Raw genomic sequence first — 17,286 nt, forward strand, 5'->3', positions numbered from 1 at the left:
ATCCGGGGGCGCGGTTCCTCGCCGGAGGCGCGACGTTCTTCCGTGATGACGCCGTATCGATCCCCGATGAACGACTCCGCCGATACGACCGACGCGTCGGGATCCGACGAATCCGCGGACACCGCAGAATCCGTGGATGCCGCGGACGCCGCAAAGGCCGCGGACGCCGCAAAGGCCGCGGACGCCGCAAAGGCCGCGGACGCCCCCGACGCCTACGAGGCCCTTCTGGATCGTGCCCGTCGTTGGAACACCGTCTCGAGCGCTTCGGGCGTGCTCTCGTGGGACCAACAGGTGATGATGCCCGAGGGCGGGACGCCCGCGCGGTCGAAGCAGCTCTCGGTGCTCTCCTCGCTGCAGCACGACCTGCTTACCGCCCCGGAAACCGGCGAGCACCTCGCCGACCTCGACGGCGTCGACCTATCCGGCGATCAGTCGGCGGCCGTCCGGGAGATCCGTCGCGAGTACGAGCGCGCGGACGCGGTTCCGCGCGATCTCGTCGAGCGGATCTCCGAGGCGTCGACGGAGGCGCTCGGCGCCTGGGAGCGTGCCAGAGCCGAGAACGACTTCGAGGCATTCGCGCCCCATCTCGAACGCAACGTCGAACTCAAGCGTGAGTACGCCGCCCACATCGATCCGGACCGGGATCCCTACGCCGTCCTCTTCGAGGAGTACGAGCCGTGCCTCCCGCTCGAACGCGCCGAGACGATCCTCGCGGAGCTGCGCGAGACGCTCGTCCCGCTGCTGGAGGCGATCCGCGAGTCGGACGCCGACCTCGCGGTCGACACCTTCGAGGGCTCGTTCGATACGGACACCCAGGAGGAGCTGGCGCGGGCGGCGCTCGACCGGCTGGGGTACGACTTCGACCGCGGTCGACTCGACGTCTCCTCACACCCGTTCACCTCGGGGAACCAGTTCGACTGTCGGATCACGACCCGGTTCGACGAGGCTGACCCCCTCTCGGCGCTCGGGTCGACGATCCACGAGTTCGGCCACGCACGGTACACCCTCGGCCTCCCGGACGACGAGTTCGGGACGCCGCTCGGCGAGCCGCGTGACCTCTCCGTCCACGAGTCCCAGTCGCGGCTCTGGGAGAACCACGTCGGCCGGAGCCGGGCGTTCTGGGACCACTTCCTGGCGACGTTCCAGGAGCACTTCCCGCGCACCGCGGACGCGTCCGTCCGGGACGCCTACGAGGCGGTCAACCAGGTCCATCCGGACAACCCCATCCGCGTCGAGGCCGACGAACTCACCTACCACCTGCACATCCTGGTCCGGTTCGAGATCGAACGCGACCTGATCCGCGGCGACCTCGACGTCGCCGACGTCCCCGAGACGTGGAACGACCTGTACAAGCAGTATCTCGGCATCCGCCCCGAGACCGATGCCGAGGGATGCCTGCAGGACATCCACTGGAGCCACGGCAACTTCGGCTACTTCCCGACCTACTCGCTCGGGTCGGTGATGGCTGCCCAGCTGTACGCCGCCGCCGAGGCCGACGTCGCGGCGATGGACGGTCCGTCACTCGACGACCGGATCGCGGCCGGCGATTTCGACGCTCTCCACGAGTGGCTGGCCGAGAACGTCCACCGCCACGGGTCGCGCTACGAGACGAATGAACTCGTGAAACTGGCCACCGGCGAGAACTTCTCGGCGGACGCCTTCACCGACTACGTCGAGTCGAAGTACGGCGCGCTGTACGACGTCTCCGTCTAACCGCATCTCCCGCCGCCTCGTCCCCAGCACGGATCTCCGAGTTCCGTTCGTTTTCCCTCGTTTCCGTCTCTATCTTTCGCTTCGATCACGACTTTCTCCGTTCCGTAGTTTCGATCTCCTCCCGGTCCGTGGCTTCGATTTCCTCCCGTTCCCCGGTCCCGGTCGTATCCGATCGATCCGCTGCGTCCTCCAGCGTCTCCGTCTCCAGGAGCCGTTCCAGCTTCCGCTCGAACTGCTCGTCGGTCAGCTCACCGCGTGCGTACCGCTCCCGAAGCGTCTTGAGGGCGTCGCCGGTGCCGTCACCGCTAGCGTCGCGGCGGCTCCCCCTCCGGTTGTCCGCCGATCGCTTCGATCCAGTTGCCGCCCCCGCTGCGTCCTCGTCGTCCCACCACTCCGCCACATCGTCCTCGTCGCCGAACAGCAGGGCGGTCACCGGGACGACCACGATGTAGCCGAGGAGAAGGGCGCCGAGCCACCAGTCCTGGTTGGTCACCAACGCGACCAGCCAGATCCCGGTCACGAGGACGGAGACGATCCCCGTGAGGTTCTCTCTGGCTCGGTCGATCGGGCCATCGGACGTGCTCGCGGCTCGTGGCGGCTCGGCGGTCATCCCTGACGGGAGGTTTCGCCGGCATCGGCTAAAAATCCGATCCCGGATCGCCGGTACGGTTTCGTCACTCCGGGTTCGACGTGCTGGCTCCGCCTCGCGATCTTTCGGGATCGCTTCTCGGACTCGTCCCCGTCACCACGGTTCGTTCTTCACGCCGAGTGCGAACCCGATCACGTTGGTCACGACGTGCAAGATCGGCGTGACCACGACGACGACCGCGATCGCCGGGAGCGTGAACCACTCGTCGAACCACGCCGGCGCGAGGAGCCACGCGAACGCCAGCGCACCGACGACGAAGTCCAACTGGTCGAGCCCGGGGAACGCCGCGCCTCGTTCGCGGCCCGACCGGCGCTTGAGGAACGAGGCCCCGATGTCACCGACCATCGCGCCGAGCGCGAGCCCGACGGCCGCGCGGAGCGGGAACGTCGGCAGATCGACCCCGAGCGCGGTCGAGGCAGGATCGACGATCGCGTTCAGCACCAGCGCGAGCAGAACGCCGACTGCCGTCCCGACTGCGGTTCCGCGCCACGTCTTGCCGTCGCCGAGCACGCGCGCGCCGTTCCACGTCCGGCCGCCGTCGATCGGGCGGCCGCCGCCGGCCAGCACCGCGGCGTTGTTGGGAACGTACGCCGGCAACATCGCCCAGAGCGCGCTCGCGACGAGTGATCCGACCATACCCGCCCGGTGAACCGGGGTTGTGTTAGCTCCTGTGGTGTTCGATCGACGTGGATCGATGGCCGGTTCGGGATCGATGGCCGGTTCGCATCGGCGGCTGGGCCGTCGGCCGGTTCGGATCGACGACACGCTGATAACCGTCCCGCCGGAACGGTCGTGTATGCTCCCGCCGATCGCGAACCGGTTCGTCGCCGGCGAGACCGCGGCCGCCGCCTTCGACCACACCCGCTCGATGAACGACGACGGGATCGGGGTCCTGTTGAACCTGCTCGGGGAGCACCACGGAGACCCCGTGGACGTCGAGACCGATATGCGGGCCTATCGCCAGCTCGTCAGGGACGTCTCGCGGGCTGACCTCGACGCGTGCGTCTCGGTCAAGCCGTCCCAGATCGGCCTCGACGTCTCCGAGGAGCTGTTCGCGCGGAACTACCGCTCGCTCGTCGCCCACGCCGCCGACCACGATGTCTTCGTCTGGTGTGATATGGAGGATTCCGACACGACCGACGTCACCCTCGATACCTTCGTCGACGTCGCGCGGGATCACCCCTGGACCGTGGGCCAGTGTCTGCAGTCGAACCTCAAGCGCACGCGTGCGGACCTCGAGCGCGTCGTCGACGTCCCGGGCGCGATCCGGATCGTCAAGGGCGCCTACGACGAGCCGGCGTCGATCGCCTACACCGAGAAATCGCGGGTGAACGAGGCCTACCGCGACGACATCGCGTTCCTCTTCGAGCACCGGGATCGTGGGATCGCCGTCGGCAGCCACGACCCCGCGATGGTGTCGCTGGCCCGCCGGCTGGGCGAGGAACACGGCACCGACTACGAAGTCCAGATGTTGATGGGCGTCCGGATGGACGCCCAGCGCGACCTCGCAGCGCAGGGCGTCGACGTCCGCCAGTACGTCCCCTACGGCGGGAAGTGGCTCTCGTACTTCTACCGGCGTGTCCGCGAGCGGAAGGGGAACGCGCTGTTCGCGCTTCGGGCGATCCTCGGCCGCTAACCGACCGCTGACGCCGGCATCGCCGGGGTGAATCGCCACGAGCCGCTCGAACCGTCACCCGTTCAGAGGGCTGATAAGGCCCGCCGACACATATCGGTACAACTGAATGTCCACGTGGAAACGCGACTTCGGGAGCGGGCTCATCGTGCTGGTGCCGCTCATCGTCCTGCTGCTCGTCATCGGGTGGATCTACCGGCACATCGCGTCGATCCCCCTCATCAGCACGCTCGAACCCGAGTGGCTCCTCGAGCCGGTCGTCCCGCTGTACCGCGTGGTCATCGCCCTGGTCGTCTTCACGACCCTCGTGCTCGCCGTTGGCTACTTTATGCGAACCACTCTCGGCCGGATCGTCGAGGCCCGGATCGACGAGTCGATCAACCACATCCCCGCCCTTCGGGTGGTTTATAACGCGTCAAAGCTGGCGGTCGAGACCGCGCTCTCGGGGACCGAGGACCTTCAGAATCCCGTCCACCTCGAAACGTGGAAGGGGATCCGGATGACCGCGTTTAAGACGGGCAAGAAGACCCGCGACGGGAAGCTCGTGCTCTTCATGCCGACCGCGCCGAACATCACCTCCGGATACGTCATCGAGGTCGAACCTGAGCGCGTCACCGACACCGGCGAGTCGGTCGAGGAGGCGATGACGCGGATCCTCTCGGCCGGCTTCGCCGAATCCGCCCATCAGGTCTCCGTCGACGGCGACCTGATCGACGGGATGGGCGAGGGATCGACCGATGCCAGGGTCGCGGGCGACGCGGAAATGACCGATGCGGAGGCGGCCGATGCCGACCGGACCGACCCCGACACGGCGCCGTGAGTCACCGACCGAAGAGCCGGCCGAAGAACCCCCGGTCGTCGTCCTCGTCGTCATCGGCCCCGTCCTCGCTCCGGGATCGGTCGTCGTTCACCGTCGATCCGTCCACGTCCGCCTCTCCACCAGTGTGAGCGGCGACCCGGTTCGTGTCGCTTGCACCGTCCTCGGCGGCCGTGTTTGCCCCCCGTTCCGGCTCACGCCCGTCGTCATCACGGAACGGGACGCTTCCGACGTCGGTGTCGGTGTCCGTATCGACGTCGGCCGTTGCGTCGACGGTCGATTCCCGTCCTCTCTCGTCGTCGGCGTCGTCCGCGGTATCCACTTTGTCCGCGGTATCCGCTTCATCCGTCTCGCTCGCTTCGTCCGCGGTATCCGCTTCGTCCACGGTATCCGGTTCGTCCACGGTATCTGCTTCGTCCGCCCCATCCGTTCCAGGTGCGTCATCGACGGCGTCTCCCTCGGCATCGCGGATCGTCGGTGGGTCCTGTTGACCGATGATCTCCCCGTCCGCATCCACGTCCCGGGTGCCTCTCTCCCGATCCCTGTCCGTGAGATCGCCAGTCGTCATCTCGACGTCGGGGGTGGACCCATCCGCGGGTTCCGGCGTCGAGCCGTCGGCATCGATCCCCGGATCAGGATCACTCGTCTCTCCGCTTGTGGTGGACTCGGACGTGTCTCCGACCGCGGCGGACTCGACCATCTCCTCGACTGCGGTGGATTCAGTCGGTTCCGGATCCGGAATCGACACTCCCGTGAGCTGTTCGGTTAGCGTCCGATACGCTCGCGTTGCGGGCGCCGTCGGTGCGAACGTGACGAGCGGTTCGCTTGCTGTGACCGCTGTCGCGACGGCGTCGTCCTCCGGGATCCGTTCGTGGATCGGCACGTCGAGGTGGGAAACGATCAGGTCATCGTGCCCGTGGGGGTCGTCGGGATCGACGCGCGTGATAACTGCGCCGTCGACCCGCCCGCCGAGCCGATCGGTCAGTTCGCCTGTTTTCGCCGTATCCCGCAGCGCTTCCCGTTCGGGGGTCGACACGAGCAGCGTTCGATCGGCGATACCCAGCGGCAGCGCCGAGTCGTGTGAGAGCCCCGCGCCGGCATCCAGGATCACGTAGTCGGCGTCATCGAACGCGTCGACGACGTCGCCGAGACGGGCGGGATCCGCCTCGGCGTACGCGTCCAGGTCGGTTTGCCCCGGAAGGACCCGAAGGCCGTGCGGGCCCTCCTGAGCCGCGTCTTCGGGATCCGCACGGCCGGCAAGCACGTCGTGGATCGTCTCGCCCTTGACCGTGATCCCGAGTGCGCCGGCGAGGTTTGCCATCCCGAGGTCGGCGTCGATCGCCACGACTGCCTCCGATCCGTCCGCAAGGAGCGTCGCGATCGACGCCGCCGTCGTCGTCTTTCCGACGCCGCCCTTCGCCGAGGCGATCGCATACACCGTTGCCATACCTCGTTGGACCGGCAGTGAATACTTAAAAGTACGCGAGGACGTGGCCGACGACACCACGGACTACGGACGGAGAGGTGACCCCGTAGCTGCCGATGGCTTTCGCAAACACCTTATACGTCGCTACTGGAACTTCTGACGATTAGTGAGTATGCCGAGACCAGAGGTGCTCGAACGAGTGACGGAGGCCGAACGCGAGGCGGACGACATCATCGCCGAGGCGGAAGCCGACGCCGAGGAAACCCTCGCCGAGGCCCGTGAGCGGGCGGAAGAGATCCGCTCGACGGCCGAGGCGGAGGCGTCCGCGGAGGCCGACGAGCGGCTCGACGCCGCTCGCGAAGAGATCGAGTCCCGGCGTGAGGAAATACTCGAAGACGGACGCGCCGATCGAGATGCCCTCGAGTCGGATGCACGGGACCGCATCGACGAGGCGGTCGACTACGCGATCGACCGGTTCGAGGAGGCGGTGAATGCTCAGGCCTGAGCGGATGAGCAAGGTGTCGGTGACGGGCTCCAAGCGCGTCATCGACGACGTCATCGAGACGGCCTATGAACATCACTCGCTGCACGTCACCGACTACGACGGTACCCACGAGGGGTTCAAACCGGGTGACTCCCTCGAGGGCGCCGAGGAGGTTAACGACCGCCTCGTCACCGTCCGATCCCTCGAGAGCATCCTCGAGGTCGACGACGAGGATGCCGGGCCGACGGGCGTCCTCGACGACGAGGAACTCGAGGCGGAACTCGTGGACGTCCGCGAGCGCGTCAACGAGCTCACCGACCGGCGCGATGAGCTCCGCGACCGCGTCCGTGATCATCAGGAGGAGATCGACCGGATGGAACCGTTCGCGGAGCTCGGGATCGACCTTGACCTGCTCCGCGGCTACGACACCCTCGAGGTCGTGGTTGGCGAGGCGAAAGCCGACCCCGTCGAGGACGTGCTCGCCGCGGCCGACGGCATCCGAGCCTTCGAGGTCTTCTCGGGCAACGGGGTCGTCGCGGCCTTCGCGTATCCCGCCGAGGGGGCTGACGAGGGCGTCCTGCAGGACGCCCTCGTCGGCGTGGACATCGCCCTGCTCGAGGTCCCCGAGGCCGAGACGAGCCCGACCGAGTACGTTGACGATCTCGCGGCCGAAAAGCGCGAGATAGCGGCCGACCTCGAGGACGTCGAGACGGAGCTGGATTCGGTCAGGGAGGAGGCCGCCAGCTTCCTCCTGCGCGCCGAAGAGCAGCTCACCATCGAGGCCGAGCAGAAGCAGGCGCCGCTCTCGTTCGCGACGACGGAGAACGCCTTCATCGCCGAGGGCTGGATCCCGACATCGACGGTCGAGGAGTTCGCTGACGCCATCGACGACGCGGTCGGCGACCACGCCGACGTCGAGGAGATCGAGCGGGCCGAGTTCACCCCGGATGGGGACCATCACACCGAGGCCGTCGACGCCGAGGGCCACGAAGCCGCCACCGACGGCGGCCACGAGACGAGCGAGGACACGCCGCCGGTCGTCCAGAACAACGGCGACATCGCCGGGCCGTTCGAGCTGCTCGTGAAGAGCTTCGGTCGGCCGCAGTACGCCGAGTTCGACCCGACGCTGCTCGTCTTCCTCACGTTCCCGCTCATGTTCGGCTTCATGATCGGGGACCTCGGGTACGGCGTCCTCTATGCGGGCATCGGCGTCTTCCTGTACAAGTCCTTCGAGGGAACGATCCGCGAGATGGGCGCGATCGCCATCTGGGCCGGTCTGTTCACGATGCTGTTCGGCGTCTACTACGGATTCGACATCTTCGGGTACCACGCCTACCCCCACTTCGGGTTCGAACACTGGGCGATCTCGAAGGGACTCGGTCCCGGCGCGACCGAGTGGGCGCTGAGCTGGCTCGTGCTCAGCGTGCTGTTCGGCATCCTGCACCTGAACGTCGGGTTCGTCCTGTCGTTCCTGAATAACTACCGGCTCCACGACCTCGAGCACGCGCTCTATGAGGGCGGCTCGTGGCTGCTGTTGCTCAACGGCGCGTGGCTCTGGATCTTCAGCCAGCACGTCGCCGGGCCGAAGCCGGCGTTCCTCTTCGACTCGATAGCCGTGCTCACGCTCGGCACCGTCGAGTTCTCCGGCTTCCCGGTCGTCGTCGGGTACCTCGGGCTAGCGCTTGCGGGCGTCGGTGCCCTACTGTTGGCCATCGGCGAACCCGCAGAGCTCGTCGAGGTGCTCTCGCCGATCGTCAACGTCGTCTCCTACGCCCGGATCATGGCCGTGCTGCTCGCAAAGGGTGGGATGGCGCTGGCCGTGAACCTGCTGGCGTTCGGCGCGTACATCGGTGAAAGCGGTGAGGGGAGCTTCCACTTCATCTTCACACCGAGTCATCTCGAGTACGTGCAGAACCATCCGGACTCCTACGAGCTCGTCTTCGCGGGACTGACGACCTCCGCCGAGATGCCGATCGTCGGGCTCGTCGTCGGCGTACTCGTCGCGATCGTCGGGCACATCGTCGTGCTTCTGCTCGGAATCACGTCCGCGGGCATTCAGGGCGTGCGTCTCGAGTACGTCGAGTTCTTCGGCAAGTTCTACGAGGGCGGCGGCGAGGCGTACTCCCCGTTCGGCTACGACCGGGAGTACACCGCGAACGAGTAGTCGATCGTCGGCCGCCCGTCGGGCCCTTCCATCGGTGGGGCACGACGTTCCGTCGATCGAGGGCGTTCTTTCGCGTCGATCGGTGTTCCCCGGCCACACCTCGGTGTGTGTATTCCTCACAACCGTCGCTTTGAGCGGTTCTCGCGGTCGTTTTCGTCGTTCGTTTTGGGAAGTTTTATGTCTCCAGTAGGGGGAATACGAACTGTTCGGAGACGAGCACCCACAACTACTACCAATGTTTGAAGCTACCAGCGAACTCGGGAACGTCGTACTGCAGGAAGGTCAAGGCACGCTCACGAACCCGTCCGCCGCCGCCGCACTCGCGGTCGGTCTCGCGGCGCTCGGCGCGGGCTATGCGGAACGTGGTATCGGATCCGCGGCCGTCGGCGCGATGGCCGAGGACGAGGGGCTGTTTACGAACGGCCTCATCCTGACGGTGCTGCCTGAAACGCTCGTTATCCTCGCGCTGGTCGTCGTTTTCCTGGTCTAACCAGCCCCCCTCTTTCCAACCAATGAGTTTGGACACCGTCGTTGAGGACATACGAGAAGAGGCCCGCGCGCGTGCGGAGGAGATCCGCGAGGAGGCCGACGCGGAGGCCGAGGAGATCATCGCCGAGGCCGAGGCCGACGCCGAGCGCATCCGCGACCAGAAGCTCGCGGAGGCCGAACGGGAGATCGAACGGGAGCGCGAACAGACGCTCTCGTCGGCCAAACTCGAGGCCAAACAGGAGCGCCTCAGTGCTCGCCGTGACGTCCTGGAGGACGTCCGCGAGGACGTCGAGACGGCGATCGACGAGCTCGATGGCGATCGCCGCCACGATCTCACCGAGACGCTGCTTGCGGCGACGCTCGCGGAGTTCGATGACGACCAGGAGGTCGTCGTCGCCACTCGCGAGGCGGACATCGATCTCCTCGAGGAACTCGTCGACGGCCGCGACGCCACGGTCGGCGAGCCCGTCGACTGTCTCGGCGGCGTCGTCGGCGAGAGCGACACCTCCCGCGTTCGCGTGAACAACACCTTCGACTCCGTCCTGGAGGACGTCTGGGACGACGAGCTCAAGAACCTCTCGGAGCGACTGTTCGACCAATGAGTGCCGTCGGCAGCTCGAACCCGGAGTACGTCGTGGCGAGGGTTCGCGCCCGCCGCGGCAAGCTGTACAGCGACGAGGAGTATCGCAAGCTCACCCGGATGGGGCCGGCCGAGATCGCCCGCTTCATGGAGGAGTCGACCTACGAAGCGGAGATCAATGCGCTCGGCAGCCGCCACGGCGGCGTGGACCTGATCGAGTACACGCTCAACCGCAACCTCGCAAAGCAGTTCGAGGGGATCCTCGACTGGAGCGAGGGGCGTCTCTACGACCTCATCGCCCGATACCTCCGGAAGTTCGACGCTCGAAACGTCAAGACCATCATTCGTGGGGTCTACGTCGGCGCGTCCACCGAGGAGATCGAGGTCGACCTCATCCGTGCCGGCGAGTTCGACGACCGGCGCATCCGTCGGCTCCTCGAGGCGGAATCGATCGAGGGCGTCATCGAAGCCCTCGATGACACGATCTACGGGCCGGCCCTCGAGGAGGCTTACGCCGACTACGAGGAGTCCGGCATCCTCGTGCCGCTCGAGAACGCCGTCGACCGGACGTTCTACGACCACCTGCTGTCGGGACTCGGCCGCGACGAACCGACCCGCCAGTACGAGGCGTTCCTGACGGCCGAGATCGACTTCCGCAACGCGCGGAACGCCCTTCGGCTCGCCCGATCGGGTGCCGACATCGACCCCGCCGAGTACTTCATCGACGGCGGCGACCTCTTCACCCGCGACACGCTCGCCCGGCTCGCCCGGAACCTGGACGAGCTCGTCGAATACATCGCCGAGAGCCAGTACGCGGACGACCTCGGTCCCGCGCTGCGCGAGCTCGAGGACGCCGACAGTCTCATCGCGTTCGAACACGCGACCGATGCGGCACTGCTGGCCTACGGTGATCAGCTCGGTACCATTCACCCCGTCTCGGTGACGCCCGTCATCTCCTACATCCTCGCCAAGGAGCGCGAGGTGCAGAACATTCGGGCGATCTCCCGCGGGAAGGAGGCCGGTCTGAGTGACGCGGAGATCGAGGAGGAACTGGTGATACTATGAGCCAAGAGATCGCCGTCATCGGCAGCCCCGAGTTCACCACGGGGTTCCGTCTGGCCGGCGTCCGGGCATTCGAGAACGTGCCGGACGATCGAAAGGACGAGGAGCTCGACGATGCGGTCGAACGAACGCTTGAGGACGAGGGGGTCGGCATCATCGTGATGCACGAGGACGACCTCTCGCACCTCTCGCGTGGCGTTCGAAAGCGCGTCGAAGGCAGCATCGAGCCCGTCCTGGTCACGCTCGGCGCGTCGGGCGCCGGCGGGGGCGGGCTGCGCGACCAGATCAAACGAGCCATCGGGATCGACCTGATGGAAGAGGACGACTAATATGAGCAAAGCAGAATCCACGGAGACCACCGACAACGGTGTCATCCAGAGCGTGAGCGGTCCGGTCGTGAGTGCCCGCGACCTCAACGCCCGTATGAACGACGTCGTCTACGTCGGCGACGAAGGGCTTATGGGTGAAGTCATCGAGATCGAGGGCAACATCACGACCATTCAGGTGTACGAAGAGACCTCCGGCGTCGGCCCCGGTGAACCCGTCGAGAACACGGGCGAGCCGCTGTCGGTCGACCTGGGTCCGGGAATGCTCGACGCCATCTACGACGGCGTCCAGCGTCCCCTGGACGTGCTGGAGGGTAAGATGGACAGCCCCTATCTCGACCGCGGCGTCGACGCCCCCGGCATCGACCTCGACGAGAAATGGGAGTTCGAGCCGACCGTCGAGGAGGGTGACGAGGTCGCCCGCGGCGACGTCGTCGGCGTCGTCGAGGAGACGGTCACCATCGACCACAAGGTGATGGTGCCGCCGGACGCCGTCGAGGAGGACGAGACCGCGGAAGTCGTTGCGATCGAGGCCGGTTCATTCGACGTGACCGAGACCGTCGCCGAGCTGTCGAACGGCGTCGAGGTCACGATGCGTCAGGAGTGGCCGGTCCGTGAGGCACGGCCCACCGTCGAGAAGCAGACGCCTCGACAGCCGCTCGTGTCGGGCCAGCGCATCCTCGACGGCCTGTTCCCGATCGCGAAGGGCGGGACGGCCGCGATTCCGGGACCGTTCGGCTCCGGGAAGACGGTCACCCAGCACCAGCTCGCGAAGTACGCCGACGCCGACATCATCGTCTACGTCGGCTGTGGCGAGCGCGGCAACGAGATGACCGAGGTCATCGAGGACTTCCCCGAACTGGAGGACCCGGCCAACGGCAACCCGCTGATGGCCCGAACCTCGCTCATCGCGAACACGTCGAATATGCCCGTTGCGGCGCGTGAATCCTGTATCTACACGGGCATCACGATCGCGGAGTACTACCGCGATATGGGCTACGACGTCGCACTGATGGCCGACTCCACCTCGCGGTGGGCGGAGGCGATGCGCGAGATTTCCTCCCGGCTCGAGGAGATGCCCGGCGAGGAGGGGTACCCTGCGTACCTCGCCGCCCGGCTCGCACAGTTCTACGAGCGCGCCGGCTACTTCGAGAACATCAACGGGACGGAGGGATCCGTCTCGGCGATCGGTGCGGTGAGCCCGCCCGGCGGGGACTTCTCCGAGCCGGTCACCCAGAACACGCTGCGCATCGTGAAGACGTTCTGGGCGCTCGATGCGGACCTGGCGGAGCGCCGTCACTTCCCGTCGATCAACTGGAACGAGTCCTACTCGCTGTACAAAGACCAGCTCGACCCCTGGTTCCAGGAGGAGGTCGCCGAGGACTGGCCCGACAAGCGCCAGTGGGCCGTCGACGTGCTCGACGAGGAGACCGAACTCCAGGAGATCGTCCAGCTCGTCGGCAAGGACGCGCTCCCGGAGGACCAGCAGTTGACCCTCGAGGTCGCTCGCTACCTCCGTGAGGCGTACCTCCAGCAGAACGCCTTCCACCCGGTCGACACCTACTGTCCGCCGGAGAAGACGTACCTTATGTTGACGACGATCGAGACGTTCAACGACGAAGCGTTCGCCGCGCTTGAAGCGGGCGTTCCGATCGAGGAGATCATTGACGTCGAGTCCGCTCCAAAGATCAACCGGATCGGCGTGCAGGAGGACTACGAGGAGTACATCGAGGATCTCAAGGCCGAGATCACCAAGGAACTCCGGAGCCTCTACTAACAATGAAAGAGTACCAAACAATCACCGAGATCAGCGGCCCGCTGGTGTACGCCGAGGTCGACGAGGCGATCGGGTACGACGAGATCGTCGAGATCGAGACGGCCCAGGGCGACACCCTGCGCGGCCAGGTGCTCGAATCCTCGGAGGGCCTCGTGGCCATCCAGGTGTTCGAGGGCACGAGCGGCATCGACCAGAACGCGTCCGTCCGCTTCCTGGGCGAGACGATGAAGATGCCCGTCACCGAGGACCTCCTCGGGCGGGTGCTCGACGGATCCGGCCGGCCGATCGACGGCGGTCCGGAGATCGTCCCCGAGGAGCGTCAGGACATCGTCGGCGCGGCGATCAACCCCTACTCCCGGGAGTATCCCGAGGAGTTCATCGAGACGGGCGTCTCCGCGATCGACGGGATGAACACGCTCGTCCGCGGCCAGAAGCTGCCGATCTTCTCGAGCTCCGGCCAGCCGCACAGCGAACTTGCGATGCAGATCGCGCGGCAGGCGTCCGTGCCGGAGGAGGAGGAGGACGGCGAGGACGGTTCCGAGTTCGCCGTTATCTTCGGCGCGATGGGTATCACTCAGGAGGAGGCCAACGAATTCATGCAGGACTTCGAGCGCACGGGCGCGCTCGAGCGATCGGTCGTCTTCATGAACCTCGCGGACGACCCCGCCGTCGAGCGGACGGTCACGCCGCGGATGGTTCTCACCACCGCCGAATACCTCGCCTTCGAGAAGGACTACCACGTCCTCGTCATTCTGACGGATATGACGAACTACTGCGAGGCGCTCCGGGAGATCGGCGCGGCTCGCGAGGAGGTTCCGGGCCGACGTGGCTACCCCGGATACATGTACACCGACCTGGCGCAGCTCTACGAGCGCGCCGGCCGGATCGAGGGCCGAGAGGGGTCGGTCACCCAGATCCCGATCCTCACGATGCCGGGCGACGACGACACGCACCCGATCCCGGACCTGACCGGCTACATCACCGAGGGGCAGATCTACGTCGATCCCGACCTGAACAGCCAGGGCCTGCAGCCGCCGATCAACGTGCTTCCCAGTCTCTCGCGGCTGATGGACGACGGCATCGGCGAGGGACTCACCCGTGAGGACCACGCCGACGCGAAAGACCAGATGTTCGCGGCGTATGCGGAGGGCGAGGACCTTCGCGACCTCGTGAACATCGTCGGTCGCGAGGCGCTCTCGGAGCTCGACAACAAGTACCTCGACTTCGCGGACGCCTTCGAGTCGGAGTTCGTCGACCAAGGCTTCGACCAGAACCGCACCATCGAGGAGACGCTGGAGATCGGCTGGGACCTCCTGTCGATGCTCCCGAAGGACGCGCTCAACCGCGTCGACGAGGAGTTCATAGAGGAGTACTACCGCGAGGACGACTCCGAGCGCGAGATCGTCGAAGCGGCTGACTAATCCGCACTCCGCTTTTGCCGAGACGCCGCCCGTTTCGGGCTTCTTTCACGCCGGAAACGGTCATCCGAAGTCCGTCATTGTCTCCCCCGACGACGCCGATGAACACTCCGATAGCGGCTGCGCTAAGTGGGTAGCGACTGCGGCCACCACGGGTACCGAGGAGCCTGCGGAACCCCGGTTCACACGCCATCGTGACGATCCGAACAGACAACTATTAACCTCCTGCGGGAGCAATCTCCCGCCAACAGATGGCCAAGGACGTCAAACCCACTCGGAAGAACCTCATGGCGATCGAGGATCGCATCCAGCTCTCCGAGCGGGGCCACGATACCCTCGAACAGAAGCGGGACGGCCTCATTATGGAGTTCATGGACATCCTCGATCAGGCACAGGACGTTCGATCCGACCTGGGTGAGGATTACGAGACCGCCCAGCGCAAGATCGATATGGCGCGGGCGATGGAGGGCGACGTGGCGGTCCGCGGTGCGGCCGCGGCGCTGAAGGAACACCCGGAGATCACGACCCAGTCGAAGAACATTATGGGCGTCGTGGTCCCCCAGATCGAGTCCTCGAAGGTGCAGAAGTCGCTCGACGAGCGCGGTTACGGTCTGCTCGGCTCCTCGGCACGGATCGACGAGGCCGCCGATGCCTACGAGGAACTGCTCGAGACGATCATCCTCGCGGCCGAGGTCGAGACGGCGATGAAGAAGATGCTCGAGGAGATCGAGACGACCAAACGCCGCGTCAACGCCCTCGAGTTCACGCTCCTCCCGCAGCTCTATGAGAACCAGGAATACATCGAACAGAAACTCGAGGAGCAGGAGCGCGAGGAGATCTTCCGTCTCAAGAAGATCAAAGCGAAAAAGGAGGAGGAGGAAGCGGAGGCCGAGGCCGAGTCGGATGCAGCCGCCGAAGCGGTTTCCGCGGACTGAGGCGCCTGCCCCGTCGTTTGGGTTCGCGCTCGCTTCCGGTTCGGTTTCCGCGTTCGCTTCCGGTTTCGATCCTGCGTCCTTTTATCGTCGCTCAGTCCCCACCGATCCCGTATGTCCTGTCCCGACTGTGGGGGCGACCGCGTCACGCTCCGAGTCCCCGCCGACCTGCGTGATCACGCCGGTTCGGAGACGGTGGCTGTCTGTCGCGACTGTCTCCGCGTGCAGCCGATCGACGCCGGTGCCGCCGAGCCAGCCACTCCGAGCGCCGTCGACGAGTCGATCCCGGACGGCGACGGCGGCGTGGCGTTTCTGCTCGCCTGTGGCAATCTCGGCTCGCTGGCGCTCCACCGCCCGGCGATCGTCGAGCTGTTCGAGTATGCAGAAGTCGCGGGCGTCGACGTCTATCTGACGCTCGACCGGCTGGCGGATACGGTCCCGAACCCGCATTTCGACGTGTCGAGACGAATGGAACAGGTTGACGAGTTTCTCTAGCCGGGACTCGACCGTCGAAGGGGGATCGTCGAGTCTAGACGCCGGTCGAATACCGGAGGAGGCCGGCGGTCCCGCCGAAGGCGTCCAGCAGCTGCTCGCCCTTCTCGAAGTCCGTGGAGATGAACTTGGTCTCGGTGCCGCGCTGTTCGGCGATCGCCATCAGATGCTCGATGACGTCCTCACGCTCCTGAACGGCTGCCTCCTCGCCACACTCGGCACACTCGTGGTCCGGGGTGGAGTGGCGGCTGTCGACCACCTCGAACTCCTCGTGGCCATTTGGACACTCGTAGACCACGACGTCGGACCGAAGGTCCTCCGAGAGGAGGAGGCGGTCGACCGATCCCATGATCAGGTTCCGTCGGGTCTGCTCGAAGCCGTAGGTCGCCTTCTCGCCGGTGTGGAGGTTCTCGAAGAACTCCTCCATCAGGTTCTTGTCCTCGACGATCGCCTGGTCAGCAAGCGCCTCCTGTCCGGCGTCGACGAGGTCGTAGAGGCCGGATTCGTCGGTGTAGGAGACGTCGAACTTGCCGAGGACCGTGTCCTGGAGCTCGTGGTGGAGATAATCGCCGTCGAGGAACTCGTCCTTCGTCGGGGAGGGGCCGCCGACGAGGATCCCGTCCAACTCGTGCCGTTTCGGGACGAAGAGGTCGTTCGCCATCTCCGCGACCTCCTGGTAGAAGTTGTCGATCGCCTCGAGCCGGAGGCGGGCGAACCGCTGTGCGGACTGGCCACCCTTTCGCTGCTTGCCCGGCACGAGCGAGGAGGCGGACTTGACGGGCTCGACGCGTTTCCCCTTCAGCCAGCCGACGTTGGCCTCCCGGCGGTCGAGGACGATGAGCCCGAACAGGCCCTTATCCGCGAGCATATGCTCGAGCGGTTCGGTGAGGAAGTCCGAGTCACAGTGATACCGGAACGACTCGATCGGGTCCGGCGGCGACTCGAGCGTCTTCGTCACCATCTCCGTTCGACCGCCGCCGGAGTCGACGGCGCCCGAGAAAATGACGATCCCGTTCTCCGGAGGGAAGGTGTCGTAATACCGGAGCCGGTCCTTGATACTGGTCAGAGCGTCCTGCACGTTCGTCCGGGTCTGTTTGGACTTGATGTTCGATGCCTCGCTGTGTTCCTGGGTCACGTGGGCGACGACGTCGGAGATCTGTTTGTCCTCGGGGATGTAGATCGTGACGAGCTGGGTGCCGGAGCCCTCGTACTCCTGGAGCTCCTCGATGACCTTGCGGAACTCGTATTTCCGCCGGTCCTCGGTCGTCCCCTCCGTCTCTGTACTCATTGGGTAGTCATCGCCGCGCTGGCGGTAAGTATGCTT

General features: G+C 66.0%; 17 protein-coding genes. 13 read left to right on the plus strand and 4 right to left on the minus strand.

Annotated features, from left to right (window positions below; genetic code table 11):
* Positions 1–66 precede the first annotated feature (66 nt).
* The gene (locus BLW38_RS00820; protein WP_092812960.1) at positions 67–1,713 is read left to right on the plus strand and encodes a carboxypeptidase M32; all 1,647 of its coding nucleotides are present in this window, start codon (positions 67–69) and stop codon (positions 1,711–1,713) included.
* A gap of 85 nt (positions 1,714–1,798) precedes the next feature.
* Here the strand turns inward: BLW38_RS00820 and BLW38_RS00825 are convergent, their stop codons facing one another.
* Together BLW38_RS00825 and BLW38_RS00830 are read right to left on the minus strand one after the other, a co-directional pair.
* A complete protein-coding gene (locus tag BLW38_RS00825; RefSeq protein WP_092812963.1) occupies positions 1,799–2,323 on the minus strand; it encodes an SHOCT domain-containing protein in 525 nt (174 codons plus the stop codon).
* A 132-nt stretch (positions 2,324–2,455) separates the two neighbouring features.
* Entirely contained in the window at positions 2,456–2,998 is a 543-nt protein-coding gene (locus BLW38_RS00830; protein ID WP_092812965.1) for a CDP-2,3-bis-(O-geranylgeranyl)-sn-glycerol synthase, read from the minus strand.
* A gap of 160 nt (positions 2,999–3,158) precedes the next feature.
* Between BLW38_RS00830 and BLW38_RS00835 the strand changes: the two genes are divergently transcribed.
* Both BLW38_RS00835 and BLW38_RS00840 read left to right on the plus strand, forming a co-directional pair.
* Positions 3,159–3,998, plus strand: a complete 840-nt coding sequence (locus BLW38_RS00835; RefSeq protein ID WP_092815414.1) for a proline dehydrogenase family protein — start codon at positions 3,159–3,161, stop codon at positions 3,996–3,998.
* Between the two features lie 106 nt (positions 3,999–4,104).
* Complete coding sequence (locus tag BLW38_RS00840; RefSeq protein ID WP_092812968.1) at positions 4,105–4,815, plus strand: DUF502 domain-containing protein; 711 nt, start codon at positions 4,105–4,107, stop codon at positions 4,813–4,815.
* Position 4,816: 1 nt separating this feature from the next.
* Here BLW38_RS00840 and BLW38_RS00845 read toward each other — a convergent pair whose 3' ends face one another.
* Complete coding sequence (locus BLW38_RS00845) at positions 4,817–6,259, minus strand: nucleotide-binding protein (RefSeq protein ID WP_092812971.1); 1,443 nt, start codon at positions 6,257–6,259, stop codon at positions 4,817–4,819.
* 151 nt (positions 6,260–6,410) lie between these two features.
* On the opposite strand from BLW38_RS00845, the gene ahaH reads away from it, so the two are divergent.
* From ahaH to BLW38_RS00895, 10 genes are all read left to right on the plus strand, one after another.
* Positions 6,411–6,743 carry an ATP synthase archaeal subunit H gene (gene ahaH / locus BLW38_RS00850; RefSeq protein WP_092812974.1) on the plus strand — a complete coding sequence of 111 codons (333 nt, stop codon included), beginning with the start codon at positions 6,411–6,413 and terminating at the stop codon, positions 6,741–6,743.
* Between the two features lie 4 nt (positions 6,744–6,747).
* A complete protein-coding gene (locus BLW38_RS00855; protein ID WP_092812977.1) occupies positions 6,748–8,886 on the plus strand; it encodes a V-type ATP synthase subunit I in 2,139 nt (712 codons plus the stop codon).
* 235 nt (positions 8,887–9,121) lie between these two features.
* The gene (locus tag BLW38_RS00860; RefSeq protein ID WP_092812980.1) at positions 9,122–9,376 is read left to right on the plus strand and encodes a hypothetical protein; all 255 of its coding nucleotides are present in this window, start codon (positions 9,122–9,124) and stop codon (positions 9,374–9,376) included.
* Positions 9,377–9,398: 22 nt separating this feature from the next.
* Positions 9,399–9,977, plus strand: coding sequence for a V-type ATP synthase subunit E (locus tag BLW38_RS00865; RefSeq protein WP_092812983.1), 579 nt, complete (start codon positions 9,399–9,401; stop codon positions 9,975–9,977).
* On the plus strand, positions 9,974–11,020 hold the full coding sequence (locus BLW38_RS00870) for a V-type ATP synthase subunit C (RefSeq protein WP_092812986.1): 1,047 nt from the start codon (positions 9,974–9,976) through the stop codon (positions 11,018–11,020). Before BLW38_RS00865 ends, BLW38_RS00870 begins: the two co-directional genes overlap by 4 nt.
* Complete coding sequence (locus BLW38_RS00875; protein WP_092812989.1) at positions 11,017–11,346, plus strand: V-type ATP synthase subunit F; 330 nt, start codon at positions 11,017–11,019, stop codon at positions 11,344–11,346. Before BLW38_RS00870 ends, BLW38_RS00875 begins: the two co-directional genes overlap by 4 nt.
* 1 nt (position 11,347) lies before the next feature.
* Entirely contained in the window at positions 11,348–13,120 is a 1,773-nt protein-coding gene (locus BLW38_RS00880) for an ATP synthase subunit A (RefSeq protein WP_092812992.1), read from the plus strand.
* Positions 13,121–13,122: 2 nt separating this feature from the next.
* Positions 13,123–14,541 (plus strand): V-type ATP synthase subunit B, encoded by a 1,419-nt coding sequence (locus BLW38_RS00885; RefSeq protein WP_092812995.1) that lies wholly within the window; start codon positions 13,123–13,125, stop codon positions 14,539–14,541.
* A 248-nt stretch (positions 14,542–14,789) separates the two neighbouring features.
* Entirely contained in the window at positions 14,790–15,473 is a 684-nt protein-coding gene (locus BLW38_RS00890) for a V-type ATP synthase subunit D (RefSeq protein WP_092813007.1), read from the plus strand.
* A gap of 111 nt (positions 15,474–15,584) precedes the next feature.
* Positions 15,585–15,965 carry a DUF6276 family protein gene (locus BLW38_RS00895; RefSeq protein ID WP_092813010.1) on the plus strand — a complete coding sequence of 127 codons (381 nt, stop codon included), beginning with the start codon at positions 15,585–15,587 and terminating at the stop codon, positions 15,963–15,965.
* 34 nt (positions 15,966–15,999) lie between these two features.
* Here BLW38_RS00895 and prf1 read toward each other — a convergent pair whose 3' ends face one another.
* Positions 16,000–17,250, minus strand: coding sequence for a peptide chain release factor aRF-1 (gene prf1, locus BLW38_RS00900; protein WP_092813013.1), 1,251 nt, complete (start codon positions 17,248–17,250; stop codon positions 16,000–16,002).
* Positions 17,251–17,286: the final 36 nt, after the last annotated feature.

It is taken from the genome of Halopenitus malekzadehii, from assembly GCF_900108505.1.
In the GTDB taxonomy this organism is placed as follows: domain Archaea; phylum Halobacteriota; class Halobacteria; order Halobacteriales; family Haloferacaceae; genus Halopenitus; species Halopenitus malekzadehii.